This window comes from Pseudoalteromonas pernae (assembly GCF_039831865.1).
In the GTDB taxonomy this organism is placed as follows: Bacteria; Pseudomonadota; Gammaproteobacteria; order Enterobacterales; family Alteromonadaceae; genus Pseudoalteromonas; species Pseudoalteromonas pernae.
Genome location: NZ_JBDODM010000008.1, coordinates 99,923 through 118,057 on the forward strand (window position 1 = coordinate 99,923; position 18,135 = coordinate 118,057).

At 46.1% G+C, this 18,135-nt stretch carries 13 protein-coding genes; 8 read left to right on the forward strand and 5 right to left on the reverse strand.

Annotated features, from left to right (window positions below):
• Positions 1 to 4: 4 nt before the first annotated feature.
• The 3 genes from V1358_RS16455 to V1358_RS16465 form a co-directional block, all read right to left on the reverse strand.
• Positions 5 to 496: a YbaN family protein gene (locus V1358_RS16455; RefSeq protein ID WP_347394239.1), complete on the reverse strand. Its 492-nt coding sequence runs from the start codon at positions 494 to 496 to the stop codon at positions 5 to 7.
• Positions 497 to 741: 245 nt separating this feature from the next.
• Entirely contained in the window at positions 742 to 2,073 is a 1,332-nt protein-coding gene (locus tag V1358_RS16460; protein ID WP_347394240.1) for a putative porin, read from the reverse strand.
• Positions 2,074 to 2,265: 192 nt separating this feature from the next.
• On the reverse strand, positions 2,266 to 2,760 hold the full coding sequence (locus V1358_RS16465) for a MarR family winged helix-turn-helix transcriptional regulator (protein WP_347391471.1): 495 nt from the start codon (positions 2,758 to 2,760) through the stop codon (positions 2,266 to 2,268).
• 164 nt (positions 2,761 to 2,924) lie between these two features.
• On the opposite strand from V1358_RS16465, the gene V1358_RS16470 reads away from it, so the two are divergent.
• The 4 genes from V1358_RS16470 (at position 2,925) to V1358_RS16485 (ending at position 7,903) form a co-directional block, all read left to right on the forward strand.
• Entirely contained in the window at positions 2,925 to 4,886 is a 1,962-nt protein-coding gene (locus tag V1358_RS16470; RefSeq protein ID WP_347394241.1) for a methyl-accepting chemotaxis protein, read from the forward strand.
• 115 nt (positions 4,887 to 5,001) lie between these two features.
• The gene (locus tag V1358_RS16475) at positions 5,002 to 5,856 is read left to right on the forward strand and encodes a D-hexose-6-phosphate mutarotase (protein ID WP_347394242.1); all 855 of its coding nucleotides are present in this window, start codon (positions 5,002 to 5,004) and stop codon (positions 5,854 to 5,856) included.
• A 9-nt stretch (positions 5,857 to 5,865) separates the two neighbouring features.
• Positions 5,866 to 6,384, forward strand: a complete 519-nt coding sequence (locus V1358_RS16480; RefSeq protein WP_347391474.1) for a PH domain-containing protein — start codon at positions 5,866 to 5,868, stop codon at positions 6,382 to 6,384.
• Positions 6,308 to 7,903, forward strand: a complete 1,596-nt coding sequence (locus V1358_RS16485; RefSeq protein ID WP_347394243.1) for a PH domain-containing protein — start codon at positions 6,308 to 6,310, stop codon at positions 7,901 to 7,903. Before V1358_RS16480 ends, V1358_RS16485 begins: the two co-directional genes overlap by 77 nt.
• A 37-nt stretch (positions 7,904 to 7,940) precedes the next feature.
• On the opposite strand, the gene V1358_RS16490 is transcribed toward V1358_RS16485, so the two are convergent.
• Positions 7,941 to 9,092 carry a tetratricopeptide repeat protein gene (locus V1358_RS16490; RefSeq protein WP_347394244.1) on the reverse strand — a complete coding sequence of 384 codons (1,152 nt, stop codon included), beginning with the start codon at positions 9,090 to 9,092 and terminating at the stop codon, positions 7,941 to 7,943.
• A gap of 354 nt (positions 9,093 to 9,446) precedes the next feature.
• Between V1358_RS16490 and V1358_RS16495 the strand changes: the two genes are divergently transcribed.
• Complete coding sequence (locus V1358_RS16495; RefSeq protein ID WP_347394245.1) at positions 9,447 to 10,061, forward strand: PQ-loop domain-containing transporter; 615 nt, start codon at positions 9,447 to 9,449, stop codon at positions 10,059 to 10,061.
• A gap of 52 nt (positions 10,062 to 10,113) precedes the next feature.
• On the opposite strand, the gene V1358_RS16500 is transcribed toward V1358_RS16495, so the two are convergent.
• Positions 10,114 to 12,627 carry a zinc-dependent metalloprotease gene (locus V1358_RS16500; protein ID WP_347391478.1) on the reverse strand — a complete coding sequence of 838 codons (2,514 nt, stop codon included), beginning with the start codon at positions 12,625 to 12,627 and terminating at the stop codon, positions 10,114 to 10,116.
• 366 nt (positions 12,628 to 12,993) lie between these two features.
• On the opposite strand from V1358_RS16500, the gene V1358_RS16505 reads away from it, so the two are divergent.
• The 3 genes from V1358_RS16505 (at position 12,994) to V1358_RS16515 (ending at position 18,089) form a co-directional block, all read left to right on the forward strand.
• Positions 12,994 to 14,151 carry an efflux RND transporter periplasmic adaptor subunit gene (locus V1358_RS16505; protein WP_347391479.1) on the forward strand — a complete coding sequence of 386 codons (1,158 nt, stop codon included), beginning with the start codon at positions 12,994 to 12,996 and terminating at the stop codon, positions 14,149 to 14,151.
• A gap of 11 nt (positions 14,152 to 14,162) precedes the next feature.
• On the forward strand, positions 14,163 to 17,321 hold the full coding sequence (locus V1358_RS16510; protein WP_347391480.1) for an efflux RND transporter permease subunit: 3,159 nt from the start codon (positions 14,163 to 14,165) through the stop codon (positions 17,319 to 17,321).
• Between the two features lie 162 nt (positions 17,322 to 17,483).
• Positions 17,484 to 18,089 carry a chitin-binding protein gene (locus tag V1358_RS16515; RefSeq protein WP_347391481.1) on the forward strand — a complete coding sequence of 202 codons (606 nt, stop codon included), beginning with the start codon at positions 17,484 to 17,486 and terminating at the stop codon, positions 18,087 to 18,089.
• Positions 18,090 to 18,135 lie beyond the last annotated feature (46 nt).

Here is an 18,135-nt window from a genome sequence, read left to right on the forward strand (position 1 = left end):
TTTACTAATACCTTGTTATATATAGAACTAGTAAGTTGGGGATGACAAATGCCATTACTAAAGTTGCGGTAATATGTGGGGAGCAAGCATACAAGCGCACTGCACAGCTAGGGCGACGGATCAGGTAAGTGAGCACGCACGCTTCAATCGCCGTCACTAAGATGATGGCGAAGCTTGGCGCCGATGACAGCATCATCATGTACAGGCCGATACTCATGCCTATGGCTGCAAACCACTTGGCGCGTGTTGGCACCACTTTGTGTTCCCGCCACGCGAGAAGACTGGGCCCCACTTTAGGGTGATTGAGCAACCAAGATTCTAGACGCGCTGAGGAATGGGTAAAGCACGCGAGCGCCATAATAAAAAACACAGTGCTGGGCATAACCGGCAGTGCCACGCCAACAAGCCCTAACGCCACGCAAAGCAGGCCAATTCCTTGTAAGGCAAGGCACTTATAGCGCTGAAAAAACGATGCACTTATAGCTGATTGAGACACTCGGCGACCCTGATAACCTTATTATTTTTAAGTGTACTAAAGGACTGCTTAAGCCGCTAATTTTTAAGTGCTAAATAAAATTCTCGGCGAGTCGACGCGAACATATTGAATATTTAAGTAAAGGCTTTGAAGGCATCATCCACCTTCATTGCTTTTGGTCATAGCTGAATGCGTGGGTAAGCAATACGGGTTCGTAATAGCCAAGCGAAAGGCATTAAAAAGGGCCTTGCGGCCCTCTTTCGAATTTAGAAGTAATATCCTAGGTTGATATTAAATCTACGCTCTGTTTCACCGCTGTTACCGGCAATCGAGCCACCCACAAAGGGTTGGTTTTTGGCATGAACTAAGTCGATGTAAGTAAATAACCCGCCCGATGCGACTGAGAAACCAGTGACGTTCATCCACGTATCGGCACTGTTATCAGACTTATCATAAATAATGCCGTAGTCATTGTAGAACTGCAGCCCTGTCACCGCCCCCCACTCTACAGGCAAGCTATAAGCAATGTTGGCATTGGTCATAGTCGCTTCGGCAGCGATACTGTCATAAAACGAGTAAGCTCCGACCGCCATGCGATTAACGTTGTCGATATCATAGTCGTATTCACCATGTTGCAGTTGGAAGTTCCAACGACCAATTGTGCTGTTTAGGTGTACTGCCCATGCTTGGTAATCACCGGCGCGGTCATTACCGTCATGTAAGCCCCCAGCTAAGGCCGAAAATCCCAGCTCAGTTTTGCCGCCTTCATGTTCTAGGTGATATGCGTAGCGACCAGAGAAGGTGTTGTATTCACCTATGGCATTGCCAGGCTCTGCGTATACACCCTCATCAGCGCTGCGCCACCCTACTACATCATACGAATAACGGTCACTGCGGTTGTCAACGTAGCCATCGACGCCGCCAAGTTCATCGTTTTTGAAAAAGCCCAGATCCAGCTGCCAGTTGTCGGCGAGTTCACGCTTAAACAATACCCCCATATCATGATCGTCTTCTAAACCAACATAATAAGTTGTGCCAAAGAAGTAGTTATGGGAGTTATATGGCCAGTTGCCAAATGGCACCTTGGTAATACCTGCTTGCACTTGCCAGTCATCGGCAAAGTCATAACCCACATAGGCGTATTTGACGGCGGTCATGTAATCGAAGAAGCGAATTTCAGCGTTTAACGATACATCGCCTATTTCACCGGCGAAATTGACGCGGAAAATATCGAAGTCGAAATCGCCGCCACGGTTTTTACTGTCATCGTCATAGGAGGTGTGGCTGAAGTTAGTACGCACTGCGCCCCCAACTCGTATGCCATCTTTCCTTTCTTCGCTGTGTTTAGCGACTGTTTCTTCGAATTTCTGTTCTTGTTTGGCAATGCGATTATTGATTTGCTCTTGTTGCTTCGCTTGCTGTTTGTCTTGCTCTTTTGCCTTTTGTTCGGCGTTTGCAAGTTGCTCCTGAAGCTGTTGCATTTGCTGCTGCAACTGTTCGAGCTGTTTCTTCATTGCCTCCAATTCTGGGTTAGCCAGTGCTGAGCTCGAAACCAAAGCTAAAGCCACCGCAACCGTTGTGCTGTTTAATCTAGTCATAATAACCTTATGTTTCTTGGGTTAACCCTTAGCCTAGTCCAAGAGTGTTAACTTTTCGAAGATGTTGAGCTGTAAAATAGGTACGGCTCATGGGTCCATGCACGCTCGCTGTATCTCATGCGAGTACACATAAGGTTATTTAGTCTAGCAAAAGCAGAGGCTTAGTGTAAGTGTACCTGAATTGGGTGGTTGTTATTCGGCCTTCGTTTGCTCTGGTGCTTTAGTGATTGCACCGACTTCAAGCAAAGGTGAAGCATCGATGTTATCAGCGTCCATCATGGCTGCAATACGCTGCATTGAGGATAGTAAAAGTGTTTGTTCCCACTCTTCTAAGTTGCTGAATTTATGAATAAAGTGCTCTTGTAAAGGTTGTGGCGCTTTTTCTAATAAGGCTTGCCCCTGCTCCGTCAGGTATAAGCTTACGCGGCGTTTATCAAGCTCACTGCGCACACGGCTTACAAGAGCACGACTTTCGAGGCGATCAAGGATGTTGGTAACGGTTGCAGGGCTTAAATTGACGTTTTGTGCGATACGACTGGCAGTAATTCCATCTGTTTGGGCGACTTCATGCATGATAAGCAGCTGAGGACCCGTTAGGCCGGATGTTTTGTTGAGCTGCTTTGAATGCAGATCAATCGCACGGATCACTTTGCGCAGGGCAATCAACAACTCATCGTATTTTTGCATTTCCAAGCTCCAACATTTTTACCCCGCCATTATATCGCTAATTTTCATCCTAAACACAACCGTGACATGTATATGACTATTTATACATTCAAATTACGGAAAGCTTGCCGATTTCATAGGGGGTTAACTAATGTATAAAGATGAACTTTCTGCGATGACAGATTATGAGCATTAGAAGCAAACTACTGATTGCGCTAATCAGTGCAATTATCATCCCTCTAGGTATTGTCGCTGTGATTGTGATTGCGCAGGCTCGCGAGCAGGCTTTGAGCCACTTTCAGAATCTCACTAATCGCGAAGTTGTTCAAATCGATAGAGGGCTAAGTACTTTTTTCTCTGAGATCAGTAAGGATGTTGACTTCCTAGCGTCTCATCAGCGGGTTCTTGATGCGCAGACGAACGTAACCCTTTATCGCAATAGTACAAAAGCCAGTCAGCTAGCTGCTGAAAAAGGCTCAGAAACGGAGCGTGCAGCCTACACACTGTTTAAGCATTTCGGTCAAACCCATAACGGTTTGGCGTATGTGTACATGGGGAATGAGGAGGGCGGATATATTCAATGGCCGCAATCTGAAGTGGGTGCTGGTTACAACCCCATAGAGCGACCTTGGTATCAGCGCGCAGTGCAAGCTAATGGCCGCACTGTAAGAACGAATGCATACTATTGGGAACCCGACGACACGGTCATCGTGTCGACTGTCAAAGCCATAAAAGATAATGGTCGCGTAGTGGGTGTGCAGGGGATGGATGTATCGCTCAAAGCACTGACAGACATGGTAAAGGAAATTACGCTAGGAGAGTCGGGGTATTTAATGCTGGTAGAGGACAGCGGGACTGTCTTGGTGAATCCTCAGCAACCAAGCCACAACTTTAAAGCATTTAATAGTATTGAAAATGGCGCGTTCGAAGCGTTAGCAAAAAACAATAATGGCGACTTCGAAGTAAGAGTAAATGGGCAAGATTACTATGCTCACCTGTATACTTCACAACAGCTTGGATGGAAGTTTATAGGATTGGTCCCACAACAAGAAGTGATGGCGTCAGCGAATAGAATGACCTGGATAATCCTTGGCGTATGCTTGATTCTTGCTGCTATTTTCGGCTTCTTAGGAAACACTATTTCAGGGTTAATTAGTAAACCTATTCTCACGGTAAGCATGGGCCTTGAAAGTATCGCCCAAGGTGAAGGGGACTTAACACAGCGGTTAGAGGTAACCGGCAAAGATGAAACGGGTGCGCTGGCTGCTAATTTTAATGCCTTTCTTAATTCCATTTCCGAGTTGGTCGATCAAATTAATGACACAGCTAAGGCAGTCAATGAAGCAGCTGCACATTCAGTGTCGCTTTCAAGTAATTTAAACAGTAATACAGACCAGCAACAACAAGCCCTAAGCATGGCCGCTACGGCAATCAATGAAATGGCTGCTACAGCAAATGAGGTTGCGCAAAGCTGCGCCAACGCAGCCGACATTGCGCAGCAAACCAAAGACGCATCCGAACAAGGAGAGCGAGTGGTGACACAAGCAGTGGCTAGTGTTACTGAGCTTTCTGAGGCAATCACTTCTGCTGCAAGCGATATAGCTCAATTGGCCAATGAAAGTGAAAATATTATGTCTATCTTGGATGTGATAAGAGCCATTGCCGAACAAACCAATTTGTTGGCGCTAAATGCCGCCATTGAAGCGGCAAGGGCGGGTGACCATGGACGCGGGTTTTCGGTTGTTGCTGATGAAGTCAGGGCACTGTCACAGCGAACTTCTCAGTCAACAGAGGAAATTGCAAAGCAGTTAGATAAGCTGCGCGCCATGAGCGAGCGAGTCGCGCAGGAAATGAATCAGAGTTTGTCACGCAGTGAGCAAACCGTAGCTCAGGCTGATGCCGCACAACAGCAGTTTGTAGGTATTAACCAATCGGTAATGACCATTAGTGATTTAAATACGCAAATCGCAACTGCAGCAGAAGAACAGCAGCATGTCGCCGAAGACATCAACCGAAATGTGGTTGATATCAAGAATGCTGCTGACGAAGTCAATGAGGTCGCTACACAAACTGATGCCAGTGGGCAACAATTGGAAGCTTTGGCAAGACAATTATCCGGCTTGGTAGGGCGATTTAAAACTCGTTAAAGGGGTACAGTAACACGCTGAAAATGAGATGAATTATTTTCGTGATAGGTTTACTTCTACTGCGCAATTTAGGTAAGGTGAGGCTGCATCTTTTCTGTCAGTTAAGGATTTAAACATGCAGCTTTCCGAGAGTGTTTCTATTGCTCATTGCGATTCAGGACTTGAGTACATCAATGTTGATTCGCCGCTTTGTCAGGCGCGTATTTTTTTGCAAGGCGCGCAACTCACTCAATACACTCCTGCTGGTGGAAAACCGCTTATTTGGGTTTCTCAAGAAGAAGATTTTCAGGTTGGAAAAAGTATTCGTGGAGGTATCCCGATCTGTTGGCCATGGTTTGGTGTACACCAAAACCCTGAATGGCCAATCCACGGTGTGGCACGAGTATTATTGTGGCGTGCGCAAGAAGTGAAAGAAACAAGCGATGAAATCCGCATCAGCTTGTCCTTGCCTATGACACTCGTTGACGACACTTACTGGCCGCACAAAACGTCGTTACAAGTAGAGTATGTGTTGACGGCGAAACAGCTAGAAGTGCGTTTAACGAATACCAACTTAGACGACCATGAAGTACAACTCACTCAGGCGTTACATACCTACTTCCCAACACCAGATATCACGCAAACGGAAGTAGATGGTTTGCAAGGTGCACAGTATATTGAATTTGGCGAAGGCCCCTTTGAACAAACAGAAGTGGTCAAATTCGGTCGTGAGACGGATATGGTTTACAGTGATGCGAGTGATTTGCAGCGTATACGTACGCCTGATGGCACAATCGAAGTGGGTCGTGAAAACTCTCGCTCATGTGTACTTTGGAATCCATGGGTTGATAAGTCTAAGCGCCTGTCAAACTTCGCAGATGACGAATACCACACCATGTTGTGCCTTGAAGCAGCTAATGTGTTGGATGACAAGGCGACGATTGCGCCAGGTGAAAGCCACACCCTCGCGACTATTATTCGCTGGGGCTAGTGATACCCAGTGAACACCTTTAGCAATGAACAAATCACCGAGATGCCATGTTACCAAAACGTGGCGTTTCGGCCTTTAGAGCGCGAAGCGCTCCACCATCGCATAGCCAGTGCTATGATTTGGCTACTGTTACTCGCTTCTATATTTGCTGCTTTAGCGTATGTGAATGCTGAGTTGTTCGCCCACATAAAACCGTATTTGCCGTTTGCTTATCCTGCTTACGCGGTGCTTTATTTAGCTTGGCAATATATGAGTTATCGCCGCACCGGATTTGCAATTCGTGAGCATGATATTCTCTATCGCCGTGGCGTATTCTGGCAGACCACGACTATTTTGCCGTTTTCGCGTATTCAACACAGTGAGATCCATCATGGGCCGCTGCAACGATTATGGCAGCTCAGTACTTTGCAGTTATTCACTGCTGGAGGCCATGGTGCTGACTTGGCGATAAATGGCTTTACACAAGAGCAAAGCCAGTCATTACGTGATGTTATTGGGCAAGCTAATCGTGACCACAATCAGCAATGAGTTGCGCCAAGATACTTGGCATAGATTGAGCCCTTGGGCGATCCTTTATTTTATTCTTACCTTTGGCTATCGCTTTATTTTCAATGGGCTACTTAATCTACTGCCTGTTGTTGTGGTTTTCATCGTAAATGTTGAGCGAAAGCTTTTTTGGGGTTCGCTGGCGATTGCGGCAGGGCTGTTGTTCTTAGTGGCATTTGGCGTTGCTTATTATCTCACGTTTCGCTTTCGCATCAGCAGTGATGGACGCTTGCATGTACATAAAGGCGTGTTTACCAAAGAGCGTTTAGTATTGCGCTTTGGCCGTATCCAGAACATCAACCTGACCACGCCGATATATTTTGCGCCGTTTGCCCGAACTAACTGCCAAGTGGATGCCGCAGGCAGCTCTGGCAATGAAATTGTGTTGCCTGCGTTGGCAGTAGAAGCTGCGCAGCAAATGCGAAGTTATATTCTTGCGGCAAAAGAAGGGCATATTGAGCCGCAACTAGAGCAGGAGACCTCCTCAGAGTCTGACGCCAGCCCTTATCTCACACTCAGCAACGGCGAAGTCGCTAAGTTTGGTTTGATGTCGAATATGGCGCTATTGGCCTTGGCGACCATGATGCCGGTCATCAATATGTTGGACGAGGTATTTTCCGCCTATTTGGTTGACCCCCTTGAAGCATTTTTTGCCGATCAAGCTGCTGTGGCTGTTCACGCCAGTATGCTGACTATTGCCGTGCTTGTTTTTGCTGCCGTTTTTGTCACTGTAGGTGCATCGGTGATCATGTCGCTACTGCGCTTTTTTAATTTTGAGTTCTATGTTGAAGCAGAGCGTTTTCGTCGAGTCGCCGGCCTACTAGAGCGACAGCAGCTGACAATGCGATTCAACAAAGTGCAAACTATCACGTTAAAACAGAACTGGGTGGGCGTATTGCTCAAACGCTTTACCCTAGAGATCGCGCAGGTGGCGACCAACAAGGTGCCGCAAAAGGCTAGTAAAGATAAGCAATCACTGCTGTTACCTGTGCTCACACAGGCGCAATCAGAGGATGTAATTCATACTTTGTACCCTTGGTTTGATTTAACAAAGTTAACATTCAATGGTGTCTCAAAGCGTTATTTATGGCACCGTATTTGGTTGTTTGGTGTGCTTCCTATCGGTGTGATAACAGGTGTTTTAGTGGCCTTGAATGGCTGGCAATTTGCTGCGGTCTTACTCGGTGGAGTGCCTCTATGCTGTTATCACTTTTATGTATATAAGCGCCTGGGTTGGCAGCTTGTAGAGCATGATGGGCGGGTATTTTTATGGCATCGCCAAGGTTTGGTTGGTTGTCGCTATAGCGTATGCGAGTTGTACAAAGGCCAGCAAGTGCATGTCACGCAAACGCCTTTGATGGTGCGTGCGAATGTCGCCAGTGTCAGCATTCAAATGGCGTCAAAATCTTTGCACTTGCCTTTCATGCCTATGGCCGACGCGACCTTACTGGCTGACCACATTCTTTATCAGATGGAAAGTAACCAGCAGGCGTGGTTCTAGCCTGAGTCGCTAATCTCACTGAGCTGTATTGGAATGCTTAGTGAGATTGCAGCTTTTGCAGTGCCTGATATTTGGCTTGATAGCGCGTTCTGACCTCATTGGCACCAGATTTTTCAATGGCAACCTCCATTTCACTCAAGGCCTTGTTGATATGACCTTGCTGATATTTGAGCAATGCCATATCTGCATGCGTTTGCGGCAGGTAGGGAGCGATTTCACGCGCCTTTAAAATGTAACTGGATGCTTTGTGATAGTAGCCTTGTTGCGCCGAATTACGCGCCAGTTGTAGTAAGTGAAATGGGTCTTTCGGGTTCAAAGCCGCGAGCTTACTTTGCAGACTGAACAATAAATCCTCATCTCCTATAATTTTCGCCAATACTGCATAGTTACTGATAGCGATAGCATGTGTTGGCTCCTGCTCAATAATATACTCATACAGCGCTTTGGCCGTGTAGTTGTCACCGGCGCGCCGATGTAAAACAGCAGCAATATTAAGAAGCTCAAGACTGTTAGGGGTGAAGCGCAGTGCTGCGTTTAGGTAATTGAAGCTGGTATTGATATCTTTATCGATAAGCGCTTGTGCAGCATGATTCGAGTAGTATTTGGCGATCAAATCATCACGACTGGCACTGCCAGACACGATTCCTGAGCTCGAAGGGAAGTAATCTACCAATGTGCCGGCACGTAAAGCATAAGTATTCTCAGGGAGCTCGACTTTAGGTGCGAAAAGCTTGGTACGAAAGTGACTGGCAAGCAGTACGACATCATTTTGCCCAGCAAAAACAGGTTCCTCGGTGATGACTTGGTAGCTCGTGTCAACATCAATCAAATCGGCGTAAGCCTGAACGAGTAGGGCCAATGATATGCAATTGCCTTCCTCATGTTGTAACGACTCTGACGCAGTATAAGTCGCACCATCGTAACGAAAATCACTTAATAAGCTTTCTACGAAGTTGTAGACAATTTTATCGTCGCGCATGCCTTGTTTCTGAGCATGCTGAACATATTCATAAAAGGCTGCTTGTTGCTTCATGTCTAACGAAAACAACTGCGTGTGAGGCTCAATATCGATAGGTTGAAACAAGCTGTGATTGAGCGCTGGAGGGGGGAGTTTAACCAAAACGGCATTATCTTCAGTGCTAGAGCACGCGCCAATCAAAGCGCACATAACAATTACCAGAAACCGCATGTATTCTCCTTTTCTTTCATTCACCCAGCGGAACTATGCATTGTTAAACACTCACAAGAGTTGTTTGGGGCGCAGCAGCACGAATGCAGTGAACCCACAGCTAACAAGCATCGACACTCAGTTATACAGAATTCTTACGCGTTGTTACCTAGTGTACATATTTTGAGTTTTCCGTATATAAATATTTACACTCACTGGTCAAGTTGATCACTTTTTACCCTTGCTATTTTGAGGTGCAAATATACAATGCGCGCCCTATTTTAAGCCCTTAAAAATCAATGGTTTACATATTTTAAATTGGTTTTTAACGGGTTTTGCTGTTAATTAACGTTTTAATTACTAAAAGAGGTTGTTTTGGCTGAGTTGTTGCCCGTCTTGTCGTGTTTTATATTGGCTTTTAGCTTTTTGCCTATGCTTAAAAAGATACGTAAGAACCGCAGTGTTTCTGGGCTTTCTTTGCTTATGATGAGCTTTGGTGTGGCGCAAAGTGCCTACTTTATCTCGTTTAACATCTTCTTTGAGCGCTACTATATGGTTTTGCCATTTATGGTCACTGGGATGCTAAGTGGTTTAATTTTATACTATTTTATTCGTTACGATGCCAGTGAGTCCCAACGACGTCAGATTATCAGTATGTTGGCGTGTAGCTTGTTGCCATTCACTTTGCTGTTCAGCGATATGTTTAGTGTTGAGCAACTACTAAGTGGGCTAACTTATGTGGGCTTGGTGATGAGCTCGATTCGAGTGATGCCGCAAACCTATAAAACGTTGCGTAGCGGCGATGTGTCAAACCTCAGCGCGCGATACTTTATGTTGCAATTCGTGGCTGGACTGTGTGGTTTGGCAGCTGAGTTGGCAATGGCAACACCGAGCGTCTCGCATGTGCTGACCTTCGTGATGATCTTATTGACCAATGCCGCGCAATTAGGCTGCATCCAATATTATCGTCTGCGACCTGTTATGGTTTAGTCCAAAAAAAAGGCCACTGTTCGAGTGGCCTTTTTTGTATCTACCTATGTGCTTAAGCTTCTAAGGCTTTGTCGATTAGCAAATCAATGTAGCGTTTGTTCGCTTTGGTTGCATCACTGGCACCCCAAGACGCTTTGCTGTCGCGAATGTTCATTAACTGCGATAGAGCTGACGCTTTGGCCAAGTTATCATGTTGACTTGGCTTTTTGATATCAGCAATGCTTATTAGCTGCTTCACATATTCAATCTGTAGGTTGTGGCTCAGGCTGCTCGCCTCGTCCGACTCTACAAAAATAGCCGCTGTCAGATCTTGCATCATGCTATTTAAGTCATACTCGTTTCCATACAAACTAGAGTCTGAAATACGCTGTAAGACATTTGGATGCAGTAGCTGCTGCAATACAGATGTTTGCATCGCTAGAATCATCGCATGTGCTTTAGGATCTTCATTTTTGCCATAATGGTTGAAGCCACGGCGCTGTTGTTGCAAGTAGTTGTATAGAGGCTTCATATCAGCCAAAACGTTTGGCGCAAATACCTTGTCTGCCAACACCTTCATCGCTGCCTTCTGGCGCTCAAATGGAACAGGTGTAAACGGTGCTTTCTCGCTGCTGCCAACCACGTTGCGCTCTACATATACCCCACCGATTTGGCGAGAGATAATCTCAGCTTGGCGCTTATATTGACCGGCTAAAATATTTGCAGAAATAACCAACTGTTGATAACTACTGCCTTCAACTAGGGCTTTGGATTTCAAATCAGCTAATAGTGATTCAACTAGCTCCATGCGATCGGCGCCATAGGCGACTGGGTTTGAAGAGAGATCACCAATCATCACACGTGGGTCGATATGGCGACCTGGTGCGCGCATATCATCAGCGTCATTGCCAAAGGCAAGCTGATGCTCTGTTGAGCGTGCTAAGATTTTTTCCAATCGAGCTTGTTCAGCTGCATCGTCTGCCAAAGCGGTGCTATAACCAAATTCAATTGCCCAATCATCATATGGTCCAGGTTTAGTCTGGAAGAAATCGCCTTGTGTCATGCCTTTAGGGGCAATGTTCGCAGGCGCGTAGTCCATGACCGAGCCAGTAACGATGCCTTGTGTCAGGCTCTTATCGTGCACTTGTTTTTCATCCCACAAAATTGAAGACTTCATGTTGTGGTTAAGACCTAAAGTGTGGCCGACTTCATGCAATACGAGTTGGACTAGGCCTTGATGCAGGATTTCTTTGTTGTCGATGTCTGCACCCGTAGCCAGTGTGCTGGCAAGAATCATATTTTGCTGCAGTTCATGGCCCAGTGAGCAGTTCAATGCGTCTTTAGTTTGCGCAGCTTCATTGCTCAGGCTTGATGCGCCTTGTGAATACAGAGTGTCATAAATCCAGCGGTTCTTCATGAACACGTACTCTAACATGATGTCAGAGCCAAGGATTTCGCCGGTGAGAGGGCTTGCCAAAGCTGGACCATAGCCGCCAAATGGAGGTGTTGGCGAAGACGTCCAGCGCAACACGTTGTAATTAATATCACCGGCATCCCAATCTGCATCGTCCGGTTGTACTTTGACAACCAGTGCATTTTTGAAACCTGCTTTTTCAAACGCCGAGTTCCAAGCGAGTACGCCTTTTTCAATAGTGTCGCGCCATTCAACAGGGGTGGTATTTTCAATCCACCAAACGATCGGCTCGACTGGCTCTGAAACCGCCGCAGCTGGGTCTTTTTTCACAAGATTCCAGCGCTTGATCACGTCTTTGTACGGTGCCCAATCAGGTGAAGTCATATCATCGAATTGATTGGTGAAAAAGCCTATGCGAGCATCATCGTAACGAGGTTGGTAGTCATTTTCAGGTAATGCCACGAATGAATGTTGTACTTTAATTGAAACTGAGCGAGGATCGCTTATCGCTTCTGAGCCTCGTACGCTCGGGTTGTCGTTGTCGAACACATAATCAACAACGATATCAATATTGTTCGGGTAAGGGCGGTGTTTGATAATGCGTGATTTCTTGTCATCCAACTTGCCGAGTTTAAAACGTTTTTTTGCGTTTTTGTCGTCTGGATTCGCCCACGGCGATACTTTGTGCAATGCTTCGCTCAAGAACAGTTTATCGACTTTAAACGCGATTTTTCCTTCTTCTTCGACTTCAATCGGCAAGCTTGCTAGCACTGCTTCACTGATGTTGGCATCAGCTGCGCGAGAAATAGCGCTGTCGTCATCAAATTGATAACGAGGTGTTTTACTAATGATGTCGACGCGGTCGAAGTAGCGGCGGAATTCAATGAGTTTGGTTTCACGGTATGCACCGCGGAAGTGACCTGCGTCAGTCACACCGTCAACGGTATGCGCGAAATATACAAACGGTTTGTCCAATTGCTCAGCGGTAATAACCATGAGGTTATCGCCGCTTTTCGGATCTTGGTAAAAATCAAATACACCGTCGTAAAGAGTTTGCTCAGCGGTTGTTTCAGCGAATGTTTTTGTCTTTTTTTCTTCTTTTTTGTCTTTCGCTACAGCTAGCTGGCTGCTCAGGGCAATGCTTAGTGCAAGCGTGAGGGTAGAAAGTCTCATTTGTATTCCTTTGAGTTAGATTGTTAACAAAACAGTCTACTTAAACTTAACAAGGATTGAACGCTGGATGAGATAGATGTCGATAAATGACGCCATAAAAGCAATTAATTTTATGTTTTGTATGGGTTTTTTCTTTGTAACAAAGTATGGCAAAGGCAGTTCAACGCAATCAGTAACTTAATGTTAGCTGTGCTACTGGGCACTGATCTTTCTGTCGCGCGCAACAGTATGACTATTAATACACAGACCTAGGTCGAAAAAACCAGCAATCTTGCTAATTTTAATACTTATTTACAAATGAATTCTTACCAAAATGCAGCAACTTGTTAATATAGGCTGAATATAGAATTGTCAGGGTAAACAGACATGCATAGAGCATTGAAAAAATCGTTGGTTGTGGTCGCGATTCTTGTCGCAACAGGGGTTGTTGGTTCTGGAATTATGGCTACTGCAAAAAAGCCAGATGAGACCAAACAAGTTGATACGCGTCCTATTGTTGAAGTGGAGTCACTGTCTGCTAGCGATCATCAGGTGTTGCTGACCAGCTACGGTGAAGTACGCCCGTTGGAAAATACGATGCTAGCTGCACAGGTGAGTGGCGAAGTTGTGAGCTGGAACAAGCGTTTTGTCGCCGGAGGGATTGTTGCCCGCGGTGAAATCCTGTTTACCATTGAAAAAGATAATTACGAAGCGGCTGTGTTGCAGTCTGAGGCGGAGCTTGCTCGAGCGCAAGCAGCCTTGATTGAAGAGCAAGCGCAGCAGCAAGTGGCAAAAGACGAAGCCGCGCGAACACCGGGTGTTAAACGCTCGGCGCTATTTTTACGTGAGCCGCAAGTGCTAAGTGCACAGGCTGCCGTGAAATCAGCAGAAGCAGCATTAAAGCGTGCGCAGCGCGATTTAGATAATTGTGAAGTTCGCGCTCCATACGACGCACTGATTGTCTCGCGCGATGTTGGTCAAGGTCAGTTTGTAAGCCCTGGCACTAAAGTTGCGCAAATCAACAACATTGAAACGGCCGAAATCATTGTTCCGATAGCGGGCTTTGATAGCGCATTTTTACCTAACAATGTCAGTGGCATTGCCGCGACCATCACTCAAGAAGGATTAGGTGGTTTCACACGCACTGCAGTAGTCGACAGGGATTTGGGTATTGTCGATAGCGCGACGCGTATGAGCAATTTGGTGATTCGCGTTGAAGACCCTTACAGCGTTCACAATCAGCAACCAAAAGTGAAATTCGGTAGTTATGTTCAAGTGCAATTTACAGGACAAACGTTGAAAGAAATTTTCCGTCTGCCGCAGGAGTTGGTGAACAACAAAACTGTGTGGGTTGTTAACAACGAAAACTTGCTTGAGCCGCGCAAAGTGCAAGTTGTTCGTGAAGAGAACGAATTTTTCTTAATTAACGATGGCCTAGACAGTGATGATCGTATTGTTTTGACCTTACCTGAGTATCCTCAGCAAGGCATGGAAGTACGAATTGCTGGTCAAGTATCTACCCCAACCGGCAACGATCAGCTGTAGGAGCGCGTACCATGCAACCGCAAAAGGAAACCGGCATTATCGCGTATTTTGCCAATAACTCAGTTGCTGCCAACTTGATGATGGTATTCATCATCATCATGGGCATCGTGAGTTATTTCACCATTCAGCGCCAGATGTTCCCTAATGTTGAAGTGAACTACATCAACATTTCAGCCTATTACCCAGGGGCATCACCGCAGGAAATCGAAGAAAGTATTCTTATAAAAATTGAAGAGTCACTAAAAGATGTGACAGAGATCGAAAAGGGCGTTTATCGCGCTTTTCGTAACTCAGGGCGAGCCTCATTGGAGATCGATCCAGATGTTGAACTGACGGACGTGCTCGATAAAGTCAAACTGCGCGTTGATGGTATCGCCACATTCCCAGCAGGAATGGAGCCAGTCACCATCAGCCAAGTTGAGTTTCGCCAAGACGTAATCGGTATGTCACTGGTTGCGGATATTCCACTGACAGAGCTAAAGCCGATCGCCAATGAAATTGAAGATGAGCTGTTGCAGCTCAACAACGTTTCTTTGGTGCAAAACGATGTGCCGCTTGATGAAATTGCCATTGAGATCAAGCCAGACACTCTGCGCCGTTACAACTTAACCCTGAACGATGTTGCCAGTGCAGTGCGCCGCTATTCAGCGAACTTTTCGGCGGGACAGCTGCGCACCGATGCGGGTATTATTTCGGTGCGTGTTGAAGCCCAGTCCTACACAGGTGAAGAGTTCCGCAATATTCCCGTGAAAGTGGGTAATAACGGTGCCAAAGTCTTGCTTCAAGACGTGGCTGAAATCAAAGATGGTTTCACCGAAGGTGAGCGCTACTTTAAGTTTAATGGTAAGAACGCTGTCTATTTGAGTGTTAAAGCCACTAAAGAACAAAATATGATTCCGGTAGCGGAATCGGTCAAAGCCTATATTGAGCAGAAGAATAAAACCCTACCAGCAGGGGTCACCATTGAGCCATTAATGGACATGACCTACTACCTTAATGCGCGTCTGGATATGATGCTTAAGAACTTGTTTCAGGGTGCGATTCTTGTAGCCTTGATGTTGACTCTGTTCTTACGCTTTAAGCTCGCGCTATGGGTAATGATTGGCTTACCTGTGTGCTTCTTAGGGGCGTTAATGATGATGCCTCTGCTTGGTATCAGTATCAATATCGTTTCCTTATTTGCCTTCATCATGGTGTTGGGTATTGTGGTCGATGACGCCATCGTCATAGGGGAGAGCGCCTACACCGAAATTGAAAAACACGGCGGTGGTGTAGAAACCGTTGTGCGTGGTGCGCGTCGCGTCGCAACTCCCGCTACCTTCGGTGTATTAACGACTATGGCTGTGTTTGCGCCATTCACGCTATCGAGCGGACCCGAGCGTGCCTTCTTCTTTGGTATCGCCGCTGTGGTGATGGCATGTCTGGCATTTAGCTTGATTGAGTCTAAGTTGATTCTGCCGGCGCACATCGCCCACACTAAGTTCGGACCAATTAGCTCAAGTGGTTTCAGAGCGCGCTTTAATGATCGTTTCTTTAAGTTTGTGAATGGGCCATACCGCCGCACGGTGGAAAAGTGTATTCAGTGGCGTTGGACCGTGTTTCTCGGTTTCCTTTGTATGTTAATAGTCAGCATTATGCTGATTGCGAGTAATCATATTCGCATGGTGCCTACTCCGAAAGTGCCTCATGACTTCCCGCAAATTCGGGTGGAGATGAACGATAACGCATCGGATATTCAAACGATCAATGCTATCCAGAAAATCGAGCGCATGGTTATCGATGTTGATAACCAGATAGAGCAAGAATTCGGACAAAAAATGGTGCGCAGTCTATTGGTCTTTAACCAAGGCCGCACTGAAGCGCAAATTCTTGCACCATTAGTGGATGAAGAGATCCGCCCATTTGATGCGTTTGAACTATCGCGTCGCTGGCGTGAAGCTATGCCGGAAATTCCTGCTGTTAAGTCGTTGACTATCTATGATGATGTAAATGGTAACCCAGGCGGTGATGGCGAATTTGGTTATCTACTCTTTGGCCCTGATATAGACACGCTTAATGCAGCGGGTCGACAATTTATTTCTATGTTGCAGCAGCAAAAAGGGCTATTCGACATTAGCTCGACCATTGACCCTGCAAGTAAAGAAGTGCGCATGAGCTTAAAGCCTGTGGCATATGACTTAGGTCTAGACTTGCAAAATATCGCCAGCCAGGTGGGTGCAAGCTTTTACGGTGGCGAAGCACAGCGAGTGATTCGTAACGGTGAAGAAGTGCGGGTAATGGTGCGCTATCCAAAACTGACCCGCGAAGCGTTTGCATCTTTGAAACACGCTGTAGTTATGACACCAACAGGCCAAGAAGTGCTGCTAGGTGATGTGGTTGAGCTCGAAGAGCGCCCAGGCGTGAGTTATATCCGTCGCGAAAGTGGTTATCGCACTGTGTATGTGTTCGGCAGTATCGATGAAGAGATGGTTGAGCCAACCGAAGTTGTAAAGCGCATTAAGGAAGACTTACTGCCGCAACTGAAAGAACAGTATCCTTCAGTTAAAACAGAACTAGGTGGTTCAATTGAAGAGCAGCAAGCGCAAGCGAATGAGCAAATACTATTCTTCCTTGCGGGTATGATTATTGTTTATATTTTACTTGCTGTGCCACTTAAGAGTTACAGCCAGCCACTGATAGTGATGTCGGTGATTCCGTTTAGTTTGACGGGAGCCTTGTGGGGCCACTTCTGGTTTGGCTTGGATTTAAGCACAATGTCGTTCTTTGGTTTAATCGCGGCGGCGGGTGTTGTCATCAATGACTCACTGGTCATGACGGACTATGTAAACCAATCACGCAAAGAAGGTTACAGTGTAAAAGATGCGGTAGTAGAGGGTGGTTGCGCGCGCTTTAGGGCGATTACTTTGACCTCGATCACGACCTTTGCCGGTGTACTGCCTATCATGTTTGAAACCAGCTTGCAGGCTAAGTTCGTTATTCCAATGGCTGTGGCACTGGGTTTTGCCGTAATGTATGCAACGGTACTGACTTTAATCTTAGTCCCGTGTTTGTACGTAATGCTCGGTGATATTCGTGCTGGATTCCGTTGGGTGTGGCAACGTATACGTGGCACTGTTTCTAGAAACGGCGCGGCGAAAGTAAAAAACTCAGACAAAGTGAGTAACGCATAGAAAAATTATTGTCAGTTTAATTGTTTTTTTAATGCCAAAGTATGGGATTTGGTGGCATCTTGTCGTAATAGGTTGCGTTCCTTTTTAAGGTGTCACTACAATAAGCTATACGACAACTTTGATGAGTCCTTTTTAGTCTGATGACATGGGAAGGGGTATTAAGTGCAATTAGCTGACAAACCAGATTTATTTATGACGATGGCTGCCGCTCTCCCTAAGAGCGACTGGCTGAGTGTAGGCTCGTTAAGCAGCCACACTCAGCTTTTCAGTGGCGATATTGTTGAAGTTGAAGTGTATGATTCTGAAGGTCTAGTTAAAGGCCTGAGCTTTACCCTTGAGATTGTGTCTGACCAACAGGGTGAGCCACAAAACTGGTCCCGTGAAGTGGCTCAGTATATCAATACCCATATTCCCCTGATGCAAGCTGGTAAGTTTACAGAGCATGGCTTGATCGTCGCCTATCGCGGCAATGAAATCTACGCGTGCTCTCGCAGCGGCATCAATGAAGTCGTGATTAACTACAACTGTGTTGCTAAAAAGCAAGCACATGAAAACCACAATGACCAAGGCTACGATTACATTTTCCCCGTTAATCATGAGTCTTATCATGCGGGCGACCGCGTACTTCACCTCGCCACAGGTAAAGTCTACCGTTGCAAACCTTGGCCTTACACTGAGCTGTGCCGTTTAGGTGCTAAAAACCATGACCAATACGAACCAGGAGTGGGTTTGAATTGGCAAACTGCGTGGCAAGAGTTAGATTCGTAGTCGCGCTATAGCGCAAATGATACACTGGAGGCTCAGAATTTGAGTT

What these genes read in the sequence shown, in the direction of transcription:
- V1358_RS16460 (WP_347394240.1), bottom strand. Translation starts at nt 2,073, where the DNA reads ATGACTAGATTAAACAGCACAACGGTTGCGGTGGCTTTAGCTTTGGTT.
- V1358_RS16465 (WP_347391471.1), bottom strand. Translation starts at nt 2,760, where the DNA reads ATGCAAAAATACGATGAGTTGTTGATTGCCCTGCGCAAAGTGATCCGT.
- V1358_RS16470 (WP_347394241.1), top strand. Translation starts at nt 2,925, where the DNA reads ATGAGCATTAGAAGCAAACTACTGATTGCGCTAATCAGTGCAATTATC.
- V1358_RS16475 (WP_347394242.1), top strand. Translation starts at nt 5,002, where the DNA reads ATGCAGCTTTCCGAGAGTGTTTCTATTGCTCATTGCGATTCAGGACTT.
- V1358_RS16485 (WP_347394243.1), top strand. Translation starts at nt 6,308, where the DNA reads ATGGCTTTACACAAGAGCAAAGCCAGTCATTACGTGATGTTATTGGGC.
- V1358_RS16490 (WP_347394244.1), bottom strand. Translation starts at nt 9,092, where the DNA reads ATGCGGTTTCTGGTAATTGTTATGTGCGCTTTGATTGGCGCGTGCTCT.
- V1358_RS16500 (WP_347391478.1), bottom strand. Translation starts at nt 12,627, where the DNA reads ATGAGACTTTCTACCCTCACGCTTGCACTAAGCATTGCCCTGAGCAGC.
- V1358_RS16505 (WP_347391479.1), top strand. Translation starts at nt 12,994, where the DNA reads ATGCATAGAGCATTGAAAAAATCGTTGGTTGTGGTCGCGATTCTTGTC.
- V1358_RS16510 (WP_347391480.1), top strand. Translation starts at nt 14,163, where the DNA reads ATGCAACCGCAAAAGGAAACCGGCATTATCGCGTATTTTGCCAATAAC.